Source organism: Rhodopseudomonas infernalis (assembly GCF_022271405.1).
GTDB classification, from domain to species: domain Bacteria; phylum Pseudomonadota; class Alphaproteobacteria; order Rhizobiales; family Xanthobacteraceae; genus Rhodopseudomonas; species Rhodopseudomonas infernalis.
Genome location: NZ_JAJNAL010000021.1, coordinates 33,339 through 52,719 on the forward strand (window position 1 = coordinate 33,339; position 19,381 = coordinate 52,719).

22 protein-coding genes and 2 tRNA genes are annotated in these 19,381 nt (G+C 65.2%); 7 read left to right on the forward strand and 17 right to left on the reverse strand.

Annotated features, from left to right (window positions below):
- Positions 1-99 precede the first annotated feature (99 nt).
- The 3 genes from LPW26_RS15160 (at position 100) to LPW26_RS15170 (ending at position 2,087) form a co-directional block, all read left to right on the forward strand.
- Complete coding sequence (locus LPW26_RS15160; RefSeq protein ID WP_238736248.1) at positions 100-387, forward strand: DUF1330 domain-containing protein; 288 nt, start codon at positions 100-102, stop codon at positions 385-387.
- A gap of 34 nt (positions 388-421) precedes the next feature.
- Positions 422-1,369, forward strand: a complete 948-nt coding sequence (locus LPW26_RS15165; protein ID WP_238736249.1) for a dihydrodipicolinate synthase family protein — start codon at positions 422-424, stop codon at positions 1,367-1,369.
- A gap of 97 nt (positions 1,370-1,466) precedes the next feature.
- On the forward strand, positions 1,467-2,087 hold the full coding sequence (locus LPW26_RS15170) for a TetR/AcrR family transcriptional regulator (RefSeq protein WP_238736250.1): 621 nt from the start codon (positions 1,467-1,469) through the stop codon (positions 2,085-2,087).
- Here LPW26_RS15170 and LPW26_RS15175 read toward each other — a convergent pair.
- The 9 genes from LPW26_RS15175 to LPW26_RS15215 all read right to left on the reverse strand — a co-directional run bounded on the left by LPW26_RS15175 (position 2,084) and on the right by LPW26_RS15215 (position 10,474).
- Positions 2,084-3,736: an AMP-binding protein gene (locus tag LPW26_RS15175; RefSeq protein WP_238736251.1), complete on the reverse strand. Its 1,653-nt coding sequence runs from the start codon at positions 3,734-3,736 to the stop codon at positions 2,084-2,086. The genes LPW26_RS15170 and LPW26_RS15175 overlap by 4 nt on opposite strands.
- A gap of 49 nt (positions 3,737-3,785) precedes the next feature.
- The gene (locus LPW26_RS15180) at positions 3,786-4,934 is read right to left on the reverse strand and encodes an ABC transporter substrate-binding protein (protein ID WP_238736252.1); all 1,149 of its coding nucleotides are present in this window, start codon (positions 4,932-4,934) and stop codon (positions 3,786-3,788) included.
- A 41-nt stretch (positions 4,935-4,975) separates the two neighbouring features.
- Positions 4,976-5,722, reverse strand: coding sequence for an ABC transporter ATP-binding protein (locus LPW26_RS15185; RefSeq protein WP_238736253.1), 747 nt, complete (start codon positions 5,720-5,722; stop codon positions 4,976-4,978).
- Positions 5,719-6,480: an ABC transporter ATP-binding protein gene (locus tag LPW26_RS15190; protein ID WP_238736254.1), complete on the reverse strand. Its 762-nt coding sequence runs from the start codon at positions 6,478-6,480 to the stop codon at positions 5,719-5,721. The genes LPW26_RS15185 and LPW26_RS15190 overlap by 4 nt, the downstream gene beginning before the upstream one ends.
- A complete protein-coding gene (locus tag LPW26_RS15195; protein WP_238736255.1) occupies positions 6,477-7,460 on the reverse strand; it encodes a branched-chain amino acid ABC transporter permease in 984 nt (327 codons plus the stop codon). The genes LPW26_RS15190 and LPW26_RS15195 overlap by 4 nt, the downstream gene beginning before the upstream one ends.
- Positions 7,460-8,314 (reverse strand): branched-chain amino acid ABC transporter permease, encoded by an 855-nt coding sequence (locus tag LPW26_RS15200; protein WP_238736256.1) that lies wholly within the window; start codon positions 8,312-8,314, stop codon positions 7,460-7,462. Before LPW26_RS15200 ends, LPW26_RS15195 begins: the two co-directional genes overlap by 1 nt.
- Positions 8,315-8,409: 95 nt before the next feature.
- Positions 8,410-9,180 (reverse strand): SDR family NAD(P)-dependent oxidoreductase, encoded by a 771-nt coding sequence (locus tag LPW26_RS15205; RefSeq protein ID WP_238736257.1) that lies wholly within the window; start codon positions 9,178-9,180, stop codon positions 8,410-8,412.
- A 47-nt stretch (positions 9,181-9,227) separates the two neighbouring features.
- On the reverse strand, positions 9,228-10,010 hold the full coding sequence (locus LPW26_RS15210; protein ID WP_238736258.1) for a 3-ketoacyl-ACP reductase: 783 nt from the start codon (positions 10,008-10,010) through the stop codon (positions 9,228-9,230).
- Positions 10,007-10,474, reverse strand: a complete 468-nt coding sequence (locus tag LPW26_RS15215; RefSeq protein WP_238736259.1) for a MaoC family dehydratase — start codon at positions 10,472-10,474, stop codon at positions 10,007-10,009. Before LPW26_RS15215 ends, LPW26_RS15210 begins: the two co-directional genes overlap by 4 nt.
- 73 nt (positions 10,475-10,547) lie before the next feature.
- Between LPW26_RS15215 and LPW26_RS15220 the strand changes: the two genes are divergently transcribed.
- Both LPW26_RS15220 and LPW26_RS15225 read left to right on the forward strand, forming a co-directional pair.
- The gene (locus LPW26_RS15220) at positions 10,548-11,951 is read left to right on the forward strand and encodes an FAD-binding oxidoreductase (RefSeq protein ID WP_238736260.1); all 1,404 of its coding nucleotides are present in this window, start codon (positions 10,548-10,550) and stop codon (positions 11,949-11,951) included.
- A complete protein-coding gene (locus LPW26_RS15225; protein WP_238736261.1) occupies positions 11,948-12,838 on the forward strand; it encodes a shikimate dehydrogenase family protein in 891 nt (296 codons plus the stop codon). Before LPW26_RS15220 ends, LPW26_RS15225 begins: the two co-directional genes overlap by 4 nt.
- Here the strand turns inward: LPW26_RS15225 and LPW26_RS15230 are convergent.
- Positions 12,822-13,832 (reverse strand): NADP-dependent oxidoreductase, encoded by a 1,011-nt coding sequence (locus LPW26_RS15230; RefSeq protein ID WP_238736262.1) that lies wholly within the window; start codon positions 13,830-13,832, stop codon positions 12,822-12,824. The two genes, LPW26_RS15225 and LPW26_RS15230, sit on opposite strands and share 17 nt — an antisense overlap.
- Positions 13,833-14,019: 187 nt before the next feature.
- Here LPW26_RS15230 and LPW26_RS15235 point away from each other — a divergent pair, with 187 nt between their 5' ends.
- Positions 14,020-14,205, forward strand: a complete 186-nt coding sequence (locus LPW26_RS15235) for a hypothetical protein (protein ID WP_238736263.1) — start codon at positions 14,020-14,022, stop codon at positions 14,203-14,205.
- A gap of 290 nt (positions 14,206-14,495) precedes the next feature.
- Here LPW26_RS15235 and LPW26_RS15240 read toward each other — a convergent pair.
- Positions 14,496-14,581, reverse strand: a tRNA-Tyr gene (locus tag LPW26_RS15240).
- Positions 14,582-14,779: 198 nt separating this feature from the next.
- Between LPW26_RS15240 and rlmB the strand changes: the two genes are divergently transcribed.
- Entirely contained in the window at positions 14,780-15,598 is an 819-nt protein-coding gene (rlmB, locus tag LPW26_RS15245; protein ID WP_238736264.1) for a 23S rRNA (guanosine(2251)-2'-O)-methyltransferase RlmB, read from the forward strand.
- Positions 15,599-15,664: 66 nt separating this feature from the next.
- Here rlmB and LPW26_RS15250 read toward each other — a convergent pair whose 3' ends face one another.
- The 6 genes from LPW26_RS15250 to LPW26_RS15275 form a co-directional block, all read right to left on the reverse strand.
- Complete coding sequence (locus LPW26_RS15250) at positions 15,665-16,189, reverse strand: hypothetical protein (protein ID WP_238736265.1); 525 nt, start codon at positions 16,187-16,189, stop codon at positions 15,665-15,667.
- Between the two features lie 48 nt (positions 16,190-16,237).
- Complete coding sequence (locus LPW26_RS15255) at positions 16,238-16,726, reverse strand: hypothetical protein (RefSeq protein ID WP_238736266.1); 489 nt, start codon at positions 16,724-16,726, stop codon at positions 16,238-16,240.
- Between the two features lie 162 nt (positions 16,727-16,888).
- Positions 16,889-16,963, reverse strand: a tRNA-Thr gene (locus LPW26_RS15260).
- A 384-nt stretch (positions 16,964-17,347) separates the two neighbouring features.
- Positions 17,348-17,461: a sodium:solute symporter gene (locus tag LPW26_RS15265; protein ID WP_238736267.1), complete on the reverse strand. Its 114-nt coding sequence runs from the start codon at positions 17,459-17,461 to the stop codon at positions 17,348-17,350.
- Positions 17,462-17,860: 399 nt separating this feature from the next.
- A complete protein-coding gene (locus LPW26_RS15270) occupies positions 17,861-18,577 on the reverse strand; it encodes an outer membrane protein (RefSeq protein WP_238736268.1) in 717 nt (238 codons plus the stop codon).
- A 170-nt stretch (positions 18,578-18,747) separates the two neighbouring features.
- Positions 18,748-19,143, reverse strand: a complete 396-nt coding sequence (locus LPW26_RS15275; protein WP_238736269.1) for a hypothetical protein — start codon at positions 19,141-19,143, stop codon at positions 18,748-18,750.
- Positions 19,144-19,381 lie beyond the last annotated feature (238 nt).

Consider the following 19,381-nt stretch of genomic DNA (forward strand, 5'->3'; position numbering starts at 1 on the left):
GTCCTCCGCGTCGAAACTTGACTTAGACTGACTTGCACGTCAATAAGTTTTTCGGAGCTGCTTACCCGCGGAGGGGGCGGCCGCAACGGGAGAAAACGGATGGCAGCCATTGTCGTCGCCAAGGTGCAGGTCACCGATCCGGCGAAGTACGAGACCTACAAACCGCTTGCCAAGAAGGCGATCGAAGCCTTCGGCGGACGCTACATCGTGCGTGGATCGGAGCCGCACGCCGTCGAAGGCGACGCGCCGAAAGCGCGCTTCGTGATCGTGGAATTCGATTCCGTCGAGACGGTCCGCCGTTTCTACGATTCGCCGGAGTATCTGGCCGCACGCGAGGCCCGTGCCGGCGCCTCGATCGCCGAGATCATCGCGCTCGAAGGCATTTGAGCGGCGCGTCAGCCTATTCAGAGAGGACCAAACGATGGCTAAGAAGAACTACGACTGCTCGGGCGTGATCCCGGCCTGCCTGCTGCCGCTGCACGATGACCTGACGATCGACCAGACCAGCTACCGCAAGCACTTGCGCGATCTCGCGGGCGTTCGCGGGCTCGGCGCCGTGACGGTGAACGGCCACGCCTCGGAAGTTTCGTCCTGCAGCTTCGAGGAGCAGGAGATGCTGCTCGACGTCGCTGCGGCCGAAATCGGCGACAAGCTGCCGATCGTCAACGGCATCTACGCCGAGAGTGGCCGGGACGCGGTCAAGATCGCCCAGATGGCCGATCGCAAGGGCGCATCCGCGCTTCTGGTCTTCCCGCCGAACGTGATGATGCTCGGCTGGCGCGCCGACATGGTCGTGGATCACTACAAGCGAATCGCCGACGTGACCGATTTGCCGCTCATCATCTTCCAGTTTCCCGTCAACCTGCCGCTGAACTACTCGCACGACCTGCTCGCGCGGCTGATCAACGAAGTGCCCACCGTTCGGGCGATGAAGGATGGCTGCGGCGATCCCGTGCGCCACGAGATCACGGTGCGCACGTTCCAGTCGGCGAAATTCCAGGTGCTGAGCACCCACAGCGCGTGGCTGCTGAGCTCGCTCGTGACCGGCTGCAACGGACTTCTCTCGGGCGCCGGCAGCACTATCGCCGATCTGCAGGTCGCGTTGTTCGAAGCCGTCAAGGCCAACGACCTCGCCAAGGCCAAGGCGATCTCCGATCGCATCTACCCGACCACGCTCGCCTTCTACGGCGCGCCGCCGGTCGACATGCACAACCGCATGAAGGAAGCGCAAGTCATTCTCGGGCGCTTGCCCTCGGCAGCAGTGCGGCCCCCGCTGCAGAAGCTCGACGCTGCCGAGATTCAGCGCATCCGCGCAGCCATGGAGCAGGCAGGCGTCAAGCCGGAAGGTGCGTTGCCGGCGGTCGCATAGCGCTTCGGCGTTGCACCGCACTCGCAAAGCTGTGATAATGAAACCGCCGGATCAAGCGGCATCGAATATCCGTCAAGCAGGATTTTGCGGTTTCAGAATGCGAGAGCGCATTAAAGTCGTCGCCGAGGAGCTTCTCGTCAAATACGGCTACCGGGGCTTCAGCTTCGGCCAGATTTCGGAGATCCTCGAAACCACCCGCGCCAACCTGCACTATCATTTCGGCAGCAAGGACGGTCTGGTCGAGGAAGTCCTCGAGGACTACGCGAACAAGACCCTCGATCACTATCGTGCCATCTGGACCGACACGACCACCACGCTGAGGCGAAAGGTGGAAGCGACGGTGCAGATGGCCCATCGACGCTACCTGCGCTACAACGCCGCCGGCGACAATGGCGAGCCGTGGAGCCTGATGATCCGGCTGCGCAACGATACCGACGCGTTGACGCCGAAAATGCGCGTCAAGCTGCAGCAGGTCACCAAAGAATTCGAGATGCTGGTGCGCGCCGGCGTACGCAGCGCGATCCAGTCGGGCGAACTGGCCGCCGACAGTCCGCAGGAAAAGCTGGTCATCCAGCTCGTCAACATCATCCACTACGCAGGTTCGGTGACGCGCGACCACGGCCATTTCGGCCGTCTCGCCGACCTCTGGGAGGCGACGCTGTCGACCATCGAGCGCGCCTACGCCAACAAGAAAATTCCGGTCAAGTCCAAGGCCTAACGTTCGACGGCGACGCCCGCGATCAGACTTCTGAGGGCGACGTTGTTCTGCTTGCGGTCCCAGGTCGACGCCGTCACGCCGGACTCGCGCAGACCGGCCTTGCGCACTTTCTGGGTCGGCGTGCGCGGCAACGCATCGAGACATTCGATGTAGCGCGGCACCATGTGGTGCGGCAGCTCGGCGGCGAGATAGGACAGCAACTCGGCGGGGTCGACTGCCTGGCCCGGTCGCGGCACCACGCTCAGCTTGATATCGTCGTCCGACGAATATCCCGAGGGCACTCCGACCGCGGCACTCTCCAGGACGGCGGGATGCCCGTTCGCCGCGACCTCGATGTCGTAGGACGAGATATTTTCCGCGCGCCGCCTGATCCTGTCGCCGAGGCGGTCGACGAAATACACCCAGCCATCTGCATCGACATAACCGCTGTCGCCGGTGTGAAACCAGAAATTCCGGTACGCCTTCGCGGTCGCCTCGGGATTGCGGAAATAGCCGGGCGTCACGATCCAGGGGAGCTTCGGCCGAACGACAAACTCGCCGACCTCCCCGGTCGGCAGCGGCAAGTCGGTGTCGCTGTCGACGACTTGAAATTCGTACCAGTCATGACGGATCTTGCCGGCCGCCCCTGGTCGGAGCGGCTCATCGTGAGGATGCCAGCAAGGGATATTGATCTCCGTCATCCCCCACGTCTCGATCCCCTTCAGCCCGAACCGGCGCTCGAAGTCCGCGGCGATGTGCCGTGGAAACGGCGACGTCCCGAGCCGCGTCAGCCTGGTCTGCGCATCGTCCGGCCGCTCGGGCTGCTGATGGATCATCTCGATCAGCGGCCCATGCCCGATCGTGACGGTCGCGCCGCTCTCCCGGATACGGTCGATCCACCTGTCCGCGGCGAACTGCCGGTCGAAGCAGATCCGCGCGCCGGTCAGCAGCGCCGCGTACACGACACAGAACCGCGGCGACATGTGAAACAGCGGGTGCGCGCAATAATAGACGTCGTCGGCTCCGACCCAGAGGCCCTCGGCGGTTTGCCGCGCGGTCAGATAAGCCTGCGCGTGCGTGACAATCACGCCCTTGGCCGGGCCGGTCGTGCCCGATGTGAAGAGAATCGACAAGGTGTCGGCGGGAGACAGCGAGGGCAGATCGGCCCCGAGCGGCTCCGTCTCCGAGCTACCGAGTTGCTTCAGCTCGATGCCGGCGAGCGCCGGCAGATCCTGATCGGGGACTCCGAACCAAACCACGCTGCGCAGCGTGCCGAGATCGAGTCCGTCACGCGCCAGCGTGGGCAGCAGTGTCGCTTCCGCAACCAGCAGCTTGGGTTCGACCAGGTTGATCGCATGTTCGAGCGTGCGGCCGCGGAGCGCCGGATTGATCGGGGCATCGCTGGCGCCAAGCAGGCTGATGGCAAACCACAGCGCAATGTGCTCGGCCGAATTGCCGGCGAAAATCGCGACACGATCGCCTCGCCCGACGCCTTCCTTGGCCAGCACCGCGGCGAACCGCAGTGCCAGCGCATGGACCTGCGCGAACGTCAGAACCGGTTCGTTTCCGAATTGCAAAAATGGCCGGTCGGGCGTCGACGCCACCCGGCCGGCGATGACTTTATCGAGCGCCCAATCGGCGAACGGAAGATCCAGCAACGAATTGGTCATGGCTGTGCCGTGAGAAGGAGAGACGCCGGGCGCTCTCCTCCGCGCGTCCTCATTTCACCGTCTTGAACTTGCCGTCGTGGACTTCGACCGTGATCAGGGTGTCCTGGAACACGCCTTCGTGCTGATCCTTGGAGTAGCAGAGGCTGCCATCCAGATAGGTGTCCTTGAAATCGCAGATCGTCTCGAGGGCATCGCGGATCGCGGGTCCGGTGACTTCGCCCTTGACGCGGCGGATCGCCTCGAACACCGCAAGGGCACCGGTCGAGCCGATCAGCTCGGCGTAGCCCTTGGGGGTCTTGCCCGCCGCGACGATCACTTCGCCCAGCTTCTTCTGCTTCTCGGAGGGATCATCCCAGTTTCCGATCGAAACAATCTGGATGCCTTCGGCAGCATTGCCCGCGGCGTCGAGGAACGGACGCTGGTTGAGGCTGCCGGTCCCGATGACGGGAGCGGTGATACCGACCTGCTTGGCGGCGCGCACGAAGGCCGCACCCAACGCCGGCGCCGAGGTCTTCAGCAGCACGACGTCCGGATTGGTGTTGCGGATATTGGTGGCCGCCGCGGTGAGATCGATCGCGCTGAGCGGCGCGCCGACCGCGGCCACGATCTCGAAATTGTTGTCCTTGGAGAGCTGGGTCGCGAGCTTCATGCCTGCCTCGCCGTACGCATCCTCCTGATACAGAATGCCGATGCGCTTGCGCTGCGGCTTGAACACGGCCCGCTCGAACAATGCGTTGATGATCAGCGTATCCGAAGGCGCGGTGCGAAATACCCAGGGCCAGAACGCATTGTCCTTCGACGTCACCGGGATCGTGCCGACCGGCGAGAGCAACGGCACCTTGTTGGCGAGCGCGATCGGCGCGAGGGCCAAAGCGCCCGTCCCCAACGTCGGCCCGAGGATCGCCACGACCTTGTCCTGGCGAGTGAGCTTCGTGGCGCAGCGCGCCGCCTCGGTGGGATTGGTCTGCTCGTCGCAGATGATCAGATCGATCTTCTTGCCGTTGATGCCGCCTTGCGCGTTGAGGTTCTTCGTCAGCGCCTCGACGATATCCCGCTCCGGAACGCCGAACGGAGCCGCCGGCCCGTTCAGGCTGTAGATCGCACCGATCTTGATGCTGTCCTGCGCGTGTGCGACCGCTGTCATCGCCACCGCCATCGCCGCGCCGCTCGCAACTGCCCCCAGCCAACCCAATTTCATCTCTTCACTCCCTTGTTGTGTTTATTGTCTGCCGCGCGCCGTCAGCCGCGGCCGGTTCCCAGAAAAGCTTCGGCGATACGTTGCGGATCATCGAGGTCTGCCCGATCTCCGCTGCTCACAATGTGACCGTGAGACAGCACGACGTAGCGATCGACGATCCGCGCCGCGAACGGGACGTTCTGTTCGGCGAGTAGCAGAGCGAGGCCGTTCTTCTTCAGGCGGTCGAACGCGGCGGCGAGAATGTCGAACACCGCAGGCGCCAGTCCCTGGCTCGGCTCGTCCAGCGCCAGCACCGCCGGCTTGCGGCCGAGTGCCAGACCGATTGCGAGCATTTGCTGTTCGCCGCCGGACAGCATGCCGGCCATCGCCGTTTCCCTGGTCTGCAGAATTGGAAACAGGTCGATGATGAAAGCCCGCTGGGCTTCGCGCTCCGACGCCGGCAGCAGCGCCAGGCCGATATCGATGTTTTCCCTCACCGTCATCGTCGGGAAAATGTTGCGACGCTGTTCGGGCACGAGCGACAGGCCGTGCAGCGCGCGCTTATGCGCGCTCATGCCGCCGAGGTTGCGGCCATTGACGATGATGTCGCCACCGCCGCGCACCACGCCTGCGATCGCCTGCAGCATGCTGCTCTTGCCGGCGCCGTTCGATCCCAGCACAGCCAGCATCTCGCCGGCCTGCAGCGATAGGTCGACACCGGACACCACCGTGACGCGGTGATACCTGGCGCTCAGTCCCTTGCACGACAGCACGGAGGCACTCTGCGGCGTGCCGAATTGCATGTTCATCGCCCGGCGCTCCCCAGATAGACGTCGATGAAGGCGCGATCCTTGGCGATCACCTCGGGCTCGCCTTCGAGCAGCTTCGCGCCGTCCTTCAGAACGACGACATGTTCAGCGAGCTCACGAATGAGACCGAAATTGTGCTCGACGAGCAGAACGCCGACGCCGCGATCCGCCAGCTTACGGATCTCGCGCGACAGCATACGCTGCTCTTCCCGCTCCAGGCCGGCGGCCGGCTCATCGAGCAGAATGTACTTCGGACGGTTGGCGACGGCGCGCGCGACCTCGACGAGTCGCACGCGTCCCATCGGCAGTTCGTTCATCGTCAGCGAGCGAAACTCCGACAGCTTCAGATCGTCGAGAATATCGCTGCAGCGGTTGCGAAAGTCGCCCTCCTCCGCGACCGCCTTCGGCAGCCGCAGCATCGCGCTGAACACGCCGGTGCGGTGCACCGGATAGAACCCGCACATCACCGCTTCATTGACCGTGACCTTCGGATCGAAGCGCGGCGTCTGGAAGGTTCGCGCGAGCCCGAGCCCGATGCGACGAAACGGCGGCATCGCGTCGATCCGCGTGTTGTCGACCTCGATACTTCCGGCAGCAGGCTTGACCATGCCGGTGATGGCATTGAACAGCGTGCTCTTGCCGGAACCGTTCGGGCCGATGACTGCGACGATCTTGCCCGGCGGCAATTCAAGGGACACGTCCTTGACCGCCGTCACGCCGCCGAAGCGAACGGTGATGTCTTTGACCTGGACAGTCATGCTGTGCCCTCTGTCGTGGCGGGTCGAACAGCAACCGCCTGCTTGGACGATCGGCGCGCCACCAGCTTGCCCCAGTCGGTGCCGAGCATGCCGTTGGGCGCGACCAGCAGAACGAAAATCAGTACCCCGCCGAAGATCATGCCCTGCGTCTCGGCCGCGGGCAGATAAAGCGTGAGCAGCGTGAGGAAGGCCGCCCCGAGTACGGGACCGAGCAATGTCGAGGCGCCGCCGATGACAGCCATCAGCACGACCTTGATCGACACATGCATGGTCAACGAGTCCGGGCCCATGTAGGTGAGATGATGGGCGTAGAGCCAACCGGCGAGGCCCGACACCGACGCCGAAATCGCGAAGTACGAAGCCAGCAGAGCCGGAACGTTGACGCCGTCCGCAGTCGCCCGCAGCGGATCGTGCCGTGCGGTCTTGACGGCGCGGCCGACCGCCGAGTCGGTCAGGTTGGCATAGAGAAACAGCACCACCACCACGAGCCCCCACGACAGCACGTGCATGGCGAAAACGCTGTCGGCGAACCACAGCGGCGGGATGCCGGAGATTCCGATATAGCCGCCAGTGAACCCTTTACCCTCGCGGATCGCGAGTTCGAGCACGAGGCTGAGCAGCAGCGTCGCGATCGACAGCGGGAGCGGCGACAGACGCGTGATCGCGCGGGCCATCGGATAGGCCACCACGGCGGGCAGCAGCAGCGCCAGCGCCAAACCGACCAGAGGTGATAGTCCGTAGCGCGTCGTCACGATGCTGGTGGCGAAGGCGCCGATCGCGCCGAACGCTGCCGGAGCCATCGAGAGGATGCCGGCCTGACCGTAGGCCATTCCCACGGACAGAGCCAGCAACGCGAAGATCGCAACCAGAACGGAGTTGTCGAGCCAGAACGCGCTGCCGGCGATCATCGGCGTCAAGGCGGCGATGATCACGACGAGCAGGGCAATCGGAGCAAGGCGGGAACGAAGCACGGCGGGCATCAGACGCGGCCTCCGGTTGCAACAATCTGGTTCATGCGTCCCAGCGAGAGCACCACGAAGATGACGACCAGCGGGATTGCGGTGGCCCAGGCGCCGGGCAGATAGCCGGCGCATAGCGCCTGCACCATGCCGATGATCAATCCGCCGGCGAAACCACGGAGCGGACTGTTCATTCCGAAGATGATCGCGGAGCCAAATCCCCAGATCGTCAGGGTGAAGGCTGAACTGTAGTCGGCACCTGTCGTGTAGAGAATGAGAACGCCCGCGACGCCGGCGAGCAAGCCGCCGAGCAGATAGGTAGCAAACCAGATCTGCCGAACCGGAATGCCGTTCAGCGACGCGCCGACCGGATTGGCTGCGCTGGCGCGCATCGAGCGACCGAACGGCGTCTTGCGTAGCACGACGAACAACGCGGTGAGGATCACGAGGCAGACCGCGGCATTGATGCCGGTCTGCGGGCTGATGCGAATTCCGCCGATATTCCAGAACGCCTCGAACGGCTGCCTGATCATCGGATTAGTGCCGAACACGCTCAGGATGAGCGACTCCAGGAACATCGCCAGGCCGAACGTACCGAGCACCGCGGTCACATGGTCGACCGCGCCCGGCCGGTTGAGCCGCAGCGAGATGATGCCGACCACGAAGGATGCGAACACCGTGGCGAGGATCGCGGCCAGAATTCCGACCGGCCCGCCGATGCTGTAGGCGACCGCTACGGCAAGCACCGCATAGGCGCCGAGCGCGACGTCGACCGAGCCTGTCGTTGAAAACAGCAGGCTGACCGGGAACGCAAGCAACCCGTAGGTGATGCCGAGCAGTGCTCCGCGCAACAAGTACTCGACGAGTTCGTACACCCTTCCCTCCCTGGCACCGGGCGTTTTACGCTCCGGAATACTTACTCGCTAGTAAGTAAGATTAGACTGATTTTGTCAACCCGCGACCGGTCGTCTCAGTTCATCCAGAGACCGCCAGTGACGTTGATCGACTGACCCGTCATGTAGCTGGCTTCGTCCGAGATGAGAAAGGCTACTGCGCGTGCGATGTCCTCAGGCTGACCAAGGCGCTGCAGCGGGATCAGATGCTGCCGTTCCGCCGCCGAAGGAAGTCCAAGCGCCGCCGCTGTTTCGTCGGCCTGCTTGCGCATCTCGGTGTTGTCGATCGTTCCGGGACAAACCGCGTTGACCCGGATTCGATGCGCGGCCAGATCGATCGCCATCGACTGCGTCATTCCGATAATCGCAAACTTCGACGCGCAATACGCGAGCGAATTAGGCCGACCGGATTTGCCGAACCACGACGCCATGTTGACGATGTTGCCACCGCCGGCGTCGCGCATCGCGGGAACCAGCACATGGCAACAGTTGAACGTGCCGCCGACGTTCACCTCCATGGTGCGGTCGAAATCCGCCGGGGTGACATCGAGGATCGACGCGAGGCGCCCGATGCCGGCATTGTTCACCAGCACGTCAGGCGCAGCTCCCCAAGCCTGCGTGGTGGCGGCCGACGCGGCCCTCACCGCGTCGAGATCGGACACATCCACCACCTGCGTGGTGTGGCCGCTACCCTCTTTCAGTTCCGCCAGAGTGGATTGAAGCGCGCTCTGATTCACATCCCACAGCGCCACCGCACATCCTTCGCCGGCAAGACGCATCGCAATGGCCTTACCGATCCCGTGCGCCGCACCCGTGACGATCGCTCGCTTACCCGCGTAGTTGTACATGTCCTGCCCTGTTGTGTGATCGTGACGGCAACCAAGTGCCGCGGCGGTTAGGTCCGCCGGATGTGCATGCCACCGTCGACGTGATACGCGCCGCCGGTGATGTAGGGCATCAATCCTGCAGCGAGCACGCCGACGGTGCGGCCGATATCCTCGGCCTCGCCCCAGCGCGCCTGCGGAAAGCCGCGGGACTGCACCCAACCATCGTACTTGTCGAAAACGTCGGCAGTCATGTCGGTCCGGATGATGCCGGGCCGCACCTCGTGCACCGCGATGCCGAATTCGGCGAGCCGCAGGGCGTAGAGGCTGCTCATCATTGCGACGCCCGCCTTGGACACGCAGTAATCGGCCTGCGCAGGCGTCGCGATCACCGCATTGCCGGACGAGATGAAGACGATCGACCGATCCGGCCGCGCATGATCACCGGTGCGATCGGCGATCATGCGCCGAGCTACGTGCTGGGTCAGGAAAAACGTGCCGCGGACGTTGACGCCGAGCAGCCGGTCGAGGCTTTCGGGCGGAACATTCAGCATGTCGCCGCGAAAGGCGGTCTGCACGCCGGCATTGTTGACCAGGCACGAGATCGGCCCGAGCGCATCCCACGCCTGGGACACAAGGCTTTCCTGGCTGTCGAGATCGGCGATATCGCCCTGGACGAAGGCGCCGCGGACGCCGCGACCAGCAATGCCTTCGAGCGTTTCGTCGGCGTTCTGGTCACGGACCACATCGTTGATCACAACGTCGAAGCCGTGCCCCGCCAGCGCGTAGGCGATAGCGCGGCCGATGCCGCGGCGTCCGCCCGTGACGAAAGCGACCTTTCCGGGTTCGCTCATCGCGCCGCCGCCTGCTTCAGCGATTCATTGGGGACCCAGCGCATGATGTGCACGGCCGACGCCACCGTCTCGCCGCGCTGATTGGTCGCGACCACGTCAGCAAGCGCGCGGCGCCGATCGCCTTCGATCGCGCTGACCGTGTAGGTGATGGTGACGGTGTCGCCGAAGAACACCGGCGCCATGAAGCGGACGCGGTCGTAGCCTTGCGACACGGCGGTGAGGCCAACGTATTTGTCGATATGGGGACCGTACATCACGGTCGACGCCGTCGACATCAGGCCGAGCGAGAGCACGCCGTGGGCGATGCGGCTGCCGAACGCCGAGTTGCGCATGTACTCTTCGTTGCAATGGACGGGAGCGAGGTCGCCGGTGACACCGGCGAACAGGTAAACGTCGCTCTCGGTCAGCGTCTTCGCGAAGGTGATCTTGTCCCCTTTCGCGACGTGGAAGTCGGCGTCCTGCATACTTGTCCTCCCGGGTGTTTTGCATCCATAATACTGACTTGCATGTAGGTCAATACACAGGACGACCATTCTCATGGCTCTTCAGCCTTCTCCCGCTCCCGGCATTTCCAAGGTGATCGAGGCCCTCGGGCCGCTCCTCGGCGATCGGATCACCACCGCGGCCGCTGTCCGCGAGCAGCACGCCAGTCAGCTGACGTGGCTTCCCTCCCAGCTCCCCGACGCCGTCGCTTTCGCCGAGAGCACCGCAGAGGTGGCAACTATCGTCAAGGCCTGCGCGGCCGAGAACGTTCCGATGATCGCATTCGGGACCGGCACGGCGTTCGAAGGCCACGTCAATGCCCCCGCCGGCGGGCTCTCGATCGACGTCAGCCGGATGAACCGCATCCTCGCGGTCAACAGCGAAGATATGGATTGCGTCGTACAGCCCGGGGTGACGCGGCAGACGCTCAACAGCTACTTGCGCGATACCGGCCTGTTCTTTCCCGTCGACCCGGGCGCCGACGCCTCGCTCGGCGGCATGACGGCGACGCGCGCTTCCGGGACCAACGCCGTCCGTTACGGGACGATGAAGGACAATGTCATCGCGCTCACCGCCGTGCTTCCGAACGGCGATGTCGTGCGCACCGCGCGCCGCGCCCGCAAGAGTTCGGCCGGCTACGACCTGACGCGCCTGATGGTCGGCTCCGAGGGCACGCTCGGAATCATCACCGAAATGGTGCTGAAACTATCACCCGTCCCGGAGGCGGTGGCCGGCGGCATCTGCCCGTTCCCGACGGTTCGTGCGGCTTGCGACGCGGTGATTGCGACGATCCAGAGCGCTATCCCGGTGGCTCGCATCGAGCTGCTCGATGAAGTCACGGCGGCCGCCGTGCGATCGTATTCCGGCCTCGCGCTGATGGATTCGCCGCTGCTGCTTCTTGAATTCCACGGCTCGCCCCAAAGCGTCGCCGAGCAATCGCAGCGCTTCGGCGAGATCTCGGAGGCCTATGGCGGCGGACCGTTCGAATGGTCCGACAAGGCCGAGCAGCGCGCCAAGCTATGGCAGGCACGCCACGATACGTACTGGGCCTGTCTGGCGCTGCGTCCCGGTGCGCGGCCGATTCCGACCGACGTCTGCGTTCCGATCGCACGCCTCGCGGACTGCGTCGAACAGACCAAGGCGGAGATCGCAGAGCTCGGACTGATCGCGCCCCTCGTCGGTCATGTCGGCGATGGAAACTTCCACGTCCAGCCGATGGTCGACATGACCAACCCCGACGAGATCGCGACCGTGAAGGGATTCATCGAGCGCATGGTGGAGCGGGCCATCGCCATGGACGGCACCTGCACCGGCGAACACGGCGTCGGCCAGGAGAAACGACGATATCTCGAGCTCGAGCACGGCCCGGAGACGCTCTCGCTGATGCGGACCATCAAGCGTGCCATCGATCCGCACAACCTCATGAACCCCGGCAAGCTGGTGGACAATTCGCTATGACCTCGCCCTTCCCACCCTCGGCCGCCACTGTGGACTACGTCGACGGCAGCACCCGCGTCTACGCGATCATCGGCCATCCGGTGCAGCAGGTGCGCTCGCCTCAGGCGATTACGTTTGAACTTCGGCGCAGAGGCCTCAACGCCATTCTGTTGCCGTTCGATGTCGCCCCCGCCTCGTTCGACAGCGTGATGGCCAATCTGCTGGCCATCGGCAATCTCGACGGGCTGATCATCACCGTGCCGCACAAGATCCGCGCCCGCGAACTCTGCACGCGGGTCGGCCCCCTCGCGGAGATCAGCGGCAGCGCCTCCGTCATCGCGCGGACAGCCGACGACAAATGGGTCGGAGAACTGTTCGACGGCATGGGATGCGTCGCGGCGATCCGCAATCGCGGCGTCGACCTCGAAGGCCGACGGGTTCTGCTGCTGGGTGTGGGTGGCGCGGGCGCCGGCATCGCCGTCGAACTCGCCCGCCATGGTCCAGCGCAGATCCACATCCACGATCCGGATCGCGCCAAGGCGATGCATGTGTTCGAACGCCTGTCGGCGCATTTCCCCGCGCAGTCGTTCAGCGTCGGCCTTCCGGCTCTCGACGGGATCGACGTTCTGATCAACGCTTCGCCGGTCGGCATGCTCGATCCGGACCGGATGCCGATCGAGGCGTCGCGCTTTCCGTCACACCTCGTCGTCATGGACGTCATCACCGATCCGTCGCCGACCCGCCTGTTGCGGACGGCCGAGGAGAGCGGATGCATCGCGGTGTACGGCCGGGAAATGTTCGATTCCCAGATCGCCGGCGCCTGCGACTTTCTTTTCGGCGCGCGGCAAGTCGGGGTGAACGACGTTCGTTTCGATCAGCAGCCGGCGCGGCTCAATCGATCCGAATGATGAGCTTGCCCTTGTTCTGCCCTTTCAGCAGTCCGATGAAAGCGCCAGGCGCCTGCTCCAGGCCGTCGACGATGTCCTCCATGAACACCAGAGCGCCGGAGCGAACCTTCGGCGCTGCTTCAGCGAGGAATTCGTCGCGATAGGCCAGATAGTCCGTGACGATGAAGCCGCGGACCAGCAGGCGCTTGACCAGCGTGTCCTGCATCAGCTTCGCCAGCGGCGTTTCATTCGTATCCGGCTGGGCGCTGTTGTACTGCGAGATCAGCCCGCAAACCGGCACGCGGGCGAACGGATTGAGCAGCGGGATCACAGCGTCCAGCACGCGCCCGCCGATGTTTTCGAAGTACACGTCGATGCCGTTGGGGCACGCCGCCGCGAGTTTCTCAGCGAGCTGAGGGTCACGATGGTCGACGGCCGCATCGGCGCCGAAGCGTTCGACCGCGAGCGCACATTTTTCGGCGCCGCCCGCGATCGCGACGACGCGGCAGCCGGCCGATTTGGCCAACTGGACGACCAGCGATCCGACGCCTCCGGTCGCCGCCCCGACCACGACGGTCTCGCCCGGCTTCGGCTCGCCGATCTTCATCAGCCCCGCATAGGCCGTAAATCCGGGACTTCCGAGCACGCCCAGATAAGCGGTCGGACTGACCCCGGCGGCATCGCATTTGCGCAGCGCTGCCGCTTTGACGATCGCGTAGTCCTGCCAGCCGCCGCCCGCCAGCACCAGATCGCCCGGCGCGAACCCGCCATCGTTCGAGGCCACCACTTCGCCGACGGTGGCGCCGACCATCACCTCGCCGAGCCCGACCGGAGGCGCGTACGACTTCGCGTCGTTCATGCGCCACCGCATGTAGGGATCGAGCGACAGGAACCGATTGCGGATCAGCACATCGTCTGCGGCGCGCAATTGGGGACGATCAACGGTCGCAAATTTGAAGTCGTCGATGGTCGGCTCTGCCGCGGGTCGTCGCGCTAATTGCCACTGCCGATTCATGTCGCCCCATTTCTGCTCATCGTGAATGGCCGTGTTGTTCTACACGAGAGCAGTCGAAGTCAACCTTCGCCGCAAATCGCTGAGACGTCGGAGGATCGGAACCACAGCTGATCGTCGCAGCTGCGACGGAGCGTCTCACTCCGCCGCGATTGCAACGCCGCTGTCGAGCGCAGCGATGAGTTGACGCTTGCGCTCCTCGGCCGCGCGCACCGAAGCTGAGCGGCATCAGTCCCTTCTCAAACACGTCGCCGAGCAGCAGCAGGTTTTCACCACGCGGTCGATCGGATCGGCGCGGGCGAACGCGGCGACCGTGCAGGAGCCTCTCGACTTCGGCATCTACGGCTTCGCGCTGTCGCGCTACCCGGGCTGCTGATCGGCCTCAAGGCGTTTTCCGAAACGGCGGAGAGCTCGGTGCGTTGCACGGGCTCTCGATCAAGCAGACGCCCGACTAAGCGTGAGCTGGACAGCCATTCTGCCGTGGAGTGGTTACCGCCGACTCAGTGAGTGTTCGGATACACGCCGGAGTGGATAGCCGTATCGGCTGCACAGATGATGCCCTGCGGTCGGCGCCCGGATGCCCCCAACCGGAGAGACGCGCCGAGACGCGCGTTCGCTCGGCTTCCGCCGGCGCGCCGAATATCCATCCAGTCAGGAATCTATGGATGGTGGGGGAGGCAGGACTCGAACCTGCGAAGCCATGAGGCGGCTGATTTACAGTCAGCTCCCTTTGCCACTCGGGACACTCCCCCGCCCGTGCCGCCGACCGTACGCCTTTGGCAGGCAAAACCGGAACCGGACAGCCGCAGCGAGCCCGCGGGCGGGCCTGCAACGCGGCGGGTTATGGGCGATGCAGGGGGGCCAAGTCAACCAATCCCATGACAATTTCTCTACGCAAGAAGCCGTATGGGGAAATTGCCTTGGCGGCGGGGCCGTGGGACAAGCGCCCGATGAGTCCGAAAGATCGAAATCCGCGCTTTCAGCGCCGCGATGACCGCCCGCGCGGCGGCCCGCAGCGCTTCGACCGCCGCGGCCCGCGCGAGCGCGAGCCCGAGGGCATCGCGATTCTGTATGGCTGGCACACCGTCACGGCGGCTCTGGCCAACCCGAAGCGCCGCATCCGCAAGCTGCTGCTCACCGAAAACGCGGCCCGCAGGCTCGCCGACGAGGGAATCGTCCCCAAACCGGCGCCCGAGATCGTCCGCCCGGGCGACATCGATCGCCGGCTCGGGCCGGACGCGGTGCATCAGGGCATGCTGGCGGAAGCCGATCCGCTGGACTCGCCGCGGATCGACTCCCTGCCCTCCGACGGCATCGTGCTGGTGCTCGATCAGATCACCGATCCGCACAATGTCGGCGCGATCTTGCGCTCGGCGGCGGCGTTCGCCGTCAAGGCGATCGTCACCACCGCGCGGCACAGCCCGGAAGCCACCGGCGTGCTGGCGAAATCCGCCTCCGGGGCGCTGGAGCTGGTGCCGTTCGTGCTGGTGACGAATCTCGCCCGCGCCCTTACCGAGCTCAACGACAGCGGCTTCCTCACCGTCGGGCTCGACAGCGAAGGCAGCGCCGATCTCGCCGCGGTGGAGCTGCACGCGCCGCTGGCGCTGGTGCTCGGCGCCGAAGGCAAGGGCCTGCGGCAGCTGACGCGCGAGACCTGCAGCGTGGTGGCGCGTCTCGACATGCCGGGCGAGATCAAGAGCCTCAACGTCTCCAACGCCGCCGCACTGGCGCTGTATATCGGCGCCAGCCGGCTCGGCCTGATGCGCTGAACAGCCCGAAAAACACAACACCCGCCCGCATCGCTGCGGACGGGTGTTGGTTGTTGAACTGCCGGATCAGTAGTTGCGGCGCAACACCGGCCCGTGCGGGTGGTGATGGCGCGGCGCGCCGTAATGGCCGCGATACGACGCGGCCCGATACATCCCGTGACGATGATGGTGGCGCATATGACGCCGGCCATAGCTGTACACCACCGGTCCGCTCACCGCGGGCGCGCCGACATATTGGTGCGTCATCGCATTGGCATAGACGCCACCGGTGTAGGCCGAGCCGGTGCGCCACACCGAAATCGGACGGTCGTCATACATCGGAGCCGGCGCGAAATTGCCCGGGCCCGAATAGGTCGGCCCCTGGTTGACGTAGTAGTAGCGCGTCGGATCGGGCAACCGCTCGAACCCTGCCCCGCCATAGCCGGCGCTGTAGCCGTAATCGTACGGCAGGTAAGCCGCCGATCCGCAGGCGCTGACTGCGCCACAGGGCGCGCAGCCGCCCGTCAGCAGGCCTCCGCACGCCGACGCCGGCGCGGCGCTGACGGCAACGACGGCAATTGCGGCCATCAATCCCGAAATCATCTGACGCATTTTACTCTCCTGGGGGTGCACGTTTCTTGGTTGAACCTCGATCCGAACTCAGCCGCGCGGGCCGCGGAAATTGGGCCGCGGCCGCAATCCGCCGCCGCCTTCATCGAATGGCGGCGCGACGATGACCTGCGGCGGATCCATCGGCACCTGGGCCGGCGCCGGCTGCGGCGGGCGCGACTCGACTTCCCAGGATTGATGGAAGCTCTCGGCCGGCTTCGGCAGCGGCCGGTTGGCCGGCGGCTCGATCTCCAGCCTGCCGTAGCCCGGCAGCCGGTTCGAGCTGGGATAATAGTGGCCGACCTCCGGCAGGCGCACCGGCCGGCTGCCGTAGAAGGTCGGCTGCCGATGCACACCCCGCTCGAGCCCCCAGTCGCCCTCGACCACCGTGTAGGACACGTCGCGGCCGTTGATGATGATCGGCACGCCGGGCCGGCCCGGAATCACCACGGCAAAGCCGCCGCTATCCGCCAGCGCCGGCGCCGCGGTCAGCGTCAGAAGCAGCATCGCCTGCGCGGCGCGCGAGATCGGAGAATTCATCACCATGGCCTCGAGCGTAGTTGAAAAGCTTGCGGGATGGGTTAAGGCGCGGCGCCGAAGCGCCGGTAAGCCTAACGCGCAGCCCGGAATCCGGGTCCCATCGCTCGGTGTGACCAGCGAATCGTTAACGCGCGGAGGGGGCGCACTGTCTCTGGAGGGGCATGGTGCCGGCGGAGAGGATCGAACTCCCGACCTTCGGTTTACAAAACCGCTGCACTACCGCTGTGCTACGCCGGCGAGGCACGCTGCGCCGAAACAGCTAGCAGCGCGGGACGGTGACGACAAGGCCGGGCTGGCAAGTTTCGCGCCCCGCCCTGAGGCTATCGCCCTCTCCGCGCCTCTGCCGCTGGTCACCAACTTCGGGCCGTCCAATAGGGATGGTACGCCGGGCGAAGTCTTATGCCCGCATGAGCAACGATAAATTCGACGACCCGAGCCGCAAGGGCAACGAGCCCGCTCCGCTCTTGATGATCGCCGTCTCAACAATCCCGCTGCTCGGCGTGGCGGCGTGGATGCTGCTGGGCTGACGCACGCCAAGCCACACTGCCCCCGCGGGCCCAACGACGCGGGATGGCTGGTCCGTCGTTTGCCGCGGGCTCTGGGAGCGGCCCGCCCGCGGCGCTAGTGGCGCGACGCCAGTGCGGCTGCGATCCGGCCCTGCACCACCACGCCGAGCCAGATCACGACCGTGGACAGCGCCGCTGCGGCAATCACCAGTACATCAAAATGGGACATCGGACGGTCCTTTTGATCGGCGGCAGGATAAGTGGCCGAGCATCCCGCCAACTCGGCGCGGGAGCATCCGCGATACTTACGCCCGGGGCACCGGCCGGCTTTGACGCCGGTCAATCGCCGGCGGAGCCGTCGCTAGAGCCAGCGCGCCAGCACCGCGACATTGACCGCGCAGGCCAGCAGCAGCACCAGCGTCAGGCCGATCGGGACCCCTTCGAGCAGGGTTTTCGAGATCGTCGTCATGGCTGGGAACATCGGGCGATTCTGGTTCCAGAGTCCCACCCGATATTTTCTCGGGTGTTTAAGACTTGTTAACCTTCGATTCCCGAATGCCCGCCTTGCCGCCCAATGAAAAAAGGCCGGCGCGACGGCCGGCCTTGCAAGACTGCGGATTGGGCTGTCTCAGTACTTCGCGACCGCGGGGCCACCCCAGCCGAACCGATAGTTGATGCCGGCCTTGACGGTGTGGTCGTCGTTGCGGAACGAGGTGCCGACCACGTCGGCCGGACCACCGGTGAAGTTGGTATCGCCGAACTTGTAGTACTGGTACTCGACCTTGGCGGACCAGCTCGGCGCGAACATGTATTCGAGGCCGGCGCCGACGGTGTAGCCGTCGTTCCGGTTGCCGGAGGTCGTGTAGGCCGACTGGATGCCACCGCCGGTGTTGACGCCCAGCGTGGAGTCGCGGAAGGCGTAACCGCCTTTGGCGTACAGCAGCGCCGGGCCCCAAGTGTAGCCGAGGCGGCCGGTCACCGAGCCGAGGCCGCGGGTGTTCTCCGTTGCGGTGCTGCCGCCGGGGAAGATCACGCCGGTGTTGTTCGAGGCCATCCAGCTGTACTGGGCCTCGACACCCATCACCCAGTTCGGCGCGAACTGATAGTCGAAGCCGCCCTGCACGCCGCCCATGAACCGGCCGGCGTCGCTCTGGATGTTGTTACTTCCGGCGAACGCGCCTCCGACGTTGCCGCCGATATAGAAGCCGGTCCAGTTGTAGACCACTTCCGGCGCGGTGTAGGCCGGCGGCGGCGCCTTGGTGTAGGTGCGCGGGCCGAGATCGGCAGCGAAAGCGGGCGCGGTGAGCGAGCAGATCGCGGCGGCGCTGAGTAGAAACTTCTTCATCGTGTCCCTCGTTCGATGGCGTCCGATATGCCCAGAACAAGATGGCGTCAGTTTGGTTGCCCGGCGGCAAGGCTGCAGCGAGCTTCGAGCCGGACTGTGACAGCGGCGCAACAAATTGGAACCGGCACAGATCTGTTGATTAGTCGCAGCGGATGAGGATTTGGTCCGTGCTACCGCGACAATTTTTCCAGCTCGGGAAACGGCGCGTAAACGGCGCCGGTGCAAAGCTCCATCGCCGAGCTTGCTACGCGATCGAGCCGGCCGTTGACATGGACGATCGCCAGCTCCTGCGGCCGGCCGCCCGGCGGGGTGAAGCGCACGCAGGAGACGAACCGCACTCTGCCGGCGACCGGGCGCTGCACCGGCTCGGCCATGCCGGCCTCCCGCAGACCGACCGGATTGTTGAGATAGCTGCGGACGAATGCCGGGATTTCGCTGCGATAATTCGCCGGAAACGGCTGCACCGCGTCGCCGCCGTCCGGCGGACCGGCCTCGTCGCTGGTGATGCAGCCGCCGAGCGCCAAGGCGGCGATCAGCGCGAGGGCAAGGGGGGCAATGGCAGGCACGGGCGGCTCTTGAAATCGGGCGACGACGTCGCAGCATTAGCTGCTTCGCGCGATGAATCAAACCCACCCGCGCAAGGCGGGCCGCGGCCGCACTGGTGGTTGTAGCCGGTGCGACCGAAGCACGCGCTCATCCCGCGCAGGCTGCCTGCCGGCGAGCGGAGCGGCTGACAGGGACTTGATCATGAGGGTCTCCTTCGTTGCACGAAGTCTGTTGCAAAATCACAGCCGGCTGGTGAAG

Excerpts from the sequence above, each read along its gene's own strand:
- LPW26_RS15160 (WP_238736248.1), top strand. The coding sequence starts at position 100 with ATGGCAGCCATTGTCGTCGCCAAGGTGCAGGTCACCGATCCGGCGAAG.
- LPW26_RS15165 (WP_238736249.1), top strand. The coding sequence starts at position 422 with ATGGCTAAGAAGAACTACGACTGCTCGGGCGTGATCCCGGCCTGCCTG.
- LPW26_RS15170 (WP_238736250.1), top strand. The coding sequence starts at position 1,467 with ATGCGAGAGCGCATTAAAGTCGTCGCCGAGGAGCTTCTCGTCAAATAC.
- LPW26_RS15175 (WP_238736251.1), bottom strand. The coding sequence starts at position 3,736 with ATGACCAATTCGTTGCTGGATCTTCCGTTCGCCGATTGGGCGCTCGAT.
- LPW26_RS15180 (WP_238736252.1), bottom strand. The coding sequence starts at position 4,934 with ATGAAATTGGGTTGGCTGGGGGCAGTTGCGAGCGGCGCGGCGATGGCG.
- LPW26_RS15185 (WP_238736253.1), bottom strand. The coding sequence starts at position 5,722 with ATGAACATGCAATTCGGCACGCCGCAGAGTGCCTCCGTGCTGTCGTGC.
- LPW26_RS15190 (WP_238736254.1), bottom strand. The coding sequence starts at position 6,480 with ATGACTGTCCAGGTCAAAGACATCACCGTTCGCTTCGGCGGCGTGACG.
- LPW26_RS15195 (WP_238736255.1), bottom strand. The coding sequence starts at position 7,460 with ATGCCCGCCGTGCTTCGTTCCCGCCTTGCTCCGATTGCCCTGCTCGTC.
- LPW26_RS15205 (WP_238736257.1), bottom strand. The coding sequence starts at position 9,180 with ATGTACAACTACGCGGGTAAGCGAGCGATCGTCACGGGTGCGGCGCAC.
- LPW26_RS15210 (WP_238736258.1), bottom strand. The coding sequence starts at position 10,010 with ATGAGCGAACCCGGAAAGGTCGCTTTCGTCACGGGCGGACGCCGCGGC.
- LPW26_RS15215 (WP_238736259.1), bottom strand. The coding sequence starts at position 10,474 with ATGCAGGACGCCGACTTCCACGTCGCGAAAGGGGACAAGATCACCTTC.
- LPW26_RS15220 (WP_238736260.1), top strand. The coding sequence starts at position 10,548 with ATGGCTCTTCAGCCTTCTCCCGCTCCCGGCATTTCCAAGGTGATCGAG.
- LPW26_RS15225 (WP_238736261.1), top strand. The coding sequence starts at position 11,948 with ATGACCTCGCCCTTCCCACCCTCGGCCGCCACTGTGGACTACGTCGAC.
- LPW26_RS15230 (WP_238736262.1), bottom strand. The coding sequence starts at position 13,832 with ATGAATCGGCAGTGGCAATTAGCGCGACGACCCGCGGCAGAGCCGACC.
- rlmB (WP_238736264.1), top strand. The coding sequence starts at position 14,780 with ATGAGTCCGAAAGATCGAAATCCGCGCTTTCAGCGCCGCGATGACCGC.
- LPW26_RS15250 (WP_238736265.1), bottom strand. The coding sequence starts at position 16,189 with ATGCGTCAGATGATTTCGGGATTGATGGCCGCAATTGCCGTCGTTGCC.
- LPW26_RS15255 (WP_238736266.1), bottom strand. The coding sequence starts at position 16,726 with ATGAATTCTCCGATCTCGCGCGCCGCGCAGGCGATGCTGCTTCTGACG.
- LPW26_RS15265 (WP_238736267.1), bottom strand. The coding sequence starts at position 17,461 with ATGTCCCATTTTGATGTACTGGTGATTGCCGCAGCGGCGCTGTCCACG.
- LPW26_RS15270 (WP_238736268.1), bottom strand. The coding sequence starts at position 18,577 with ATGAAGAAGTTTCTACTCAGCGCCGCCGCGATCTGCTCGCTCACCGCG.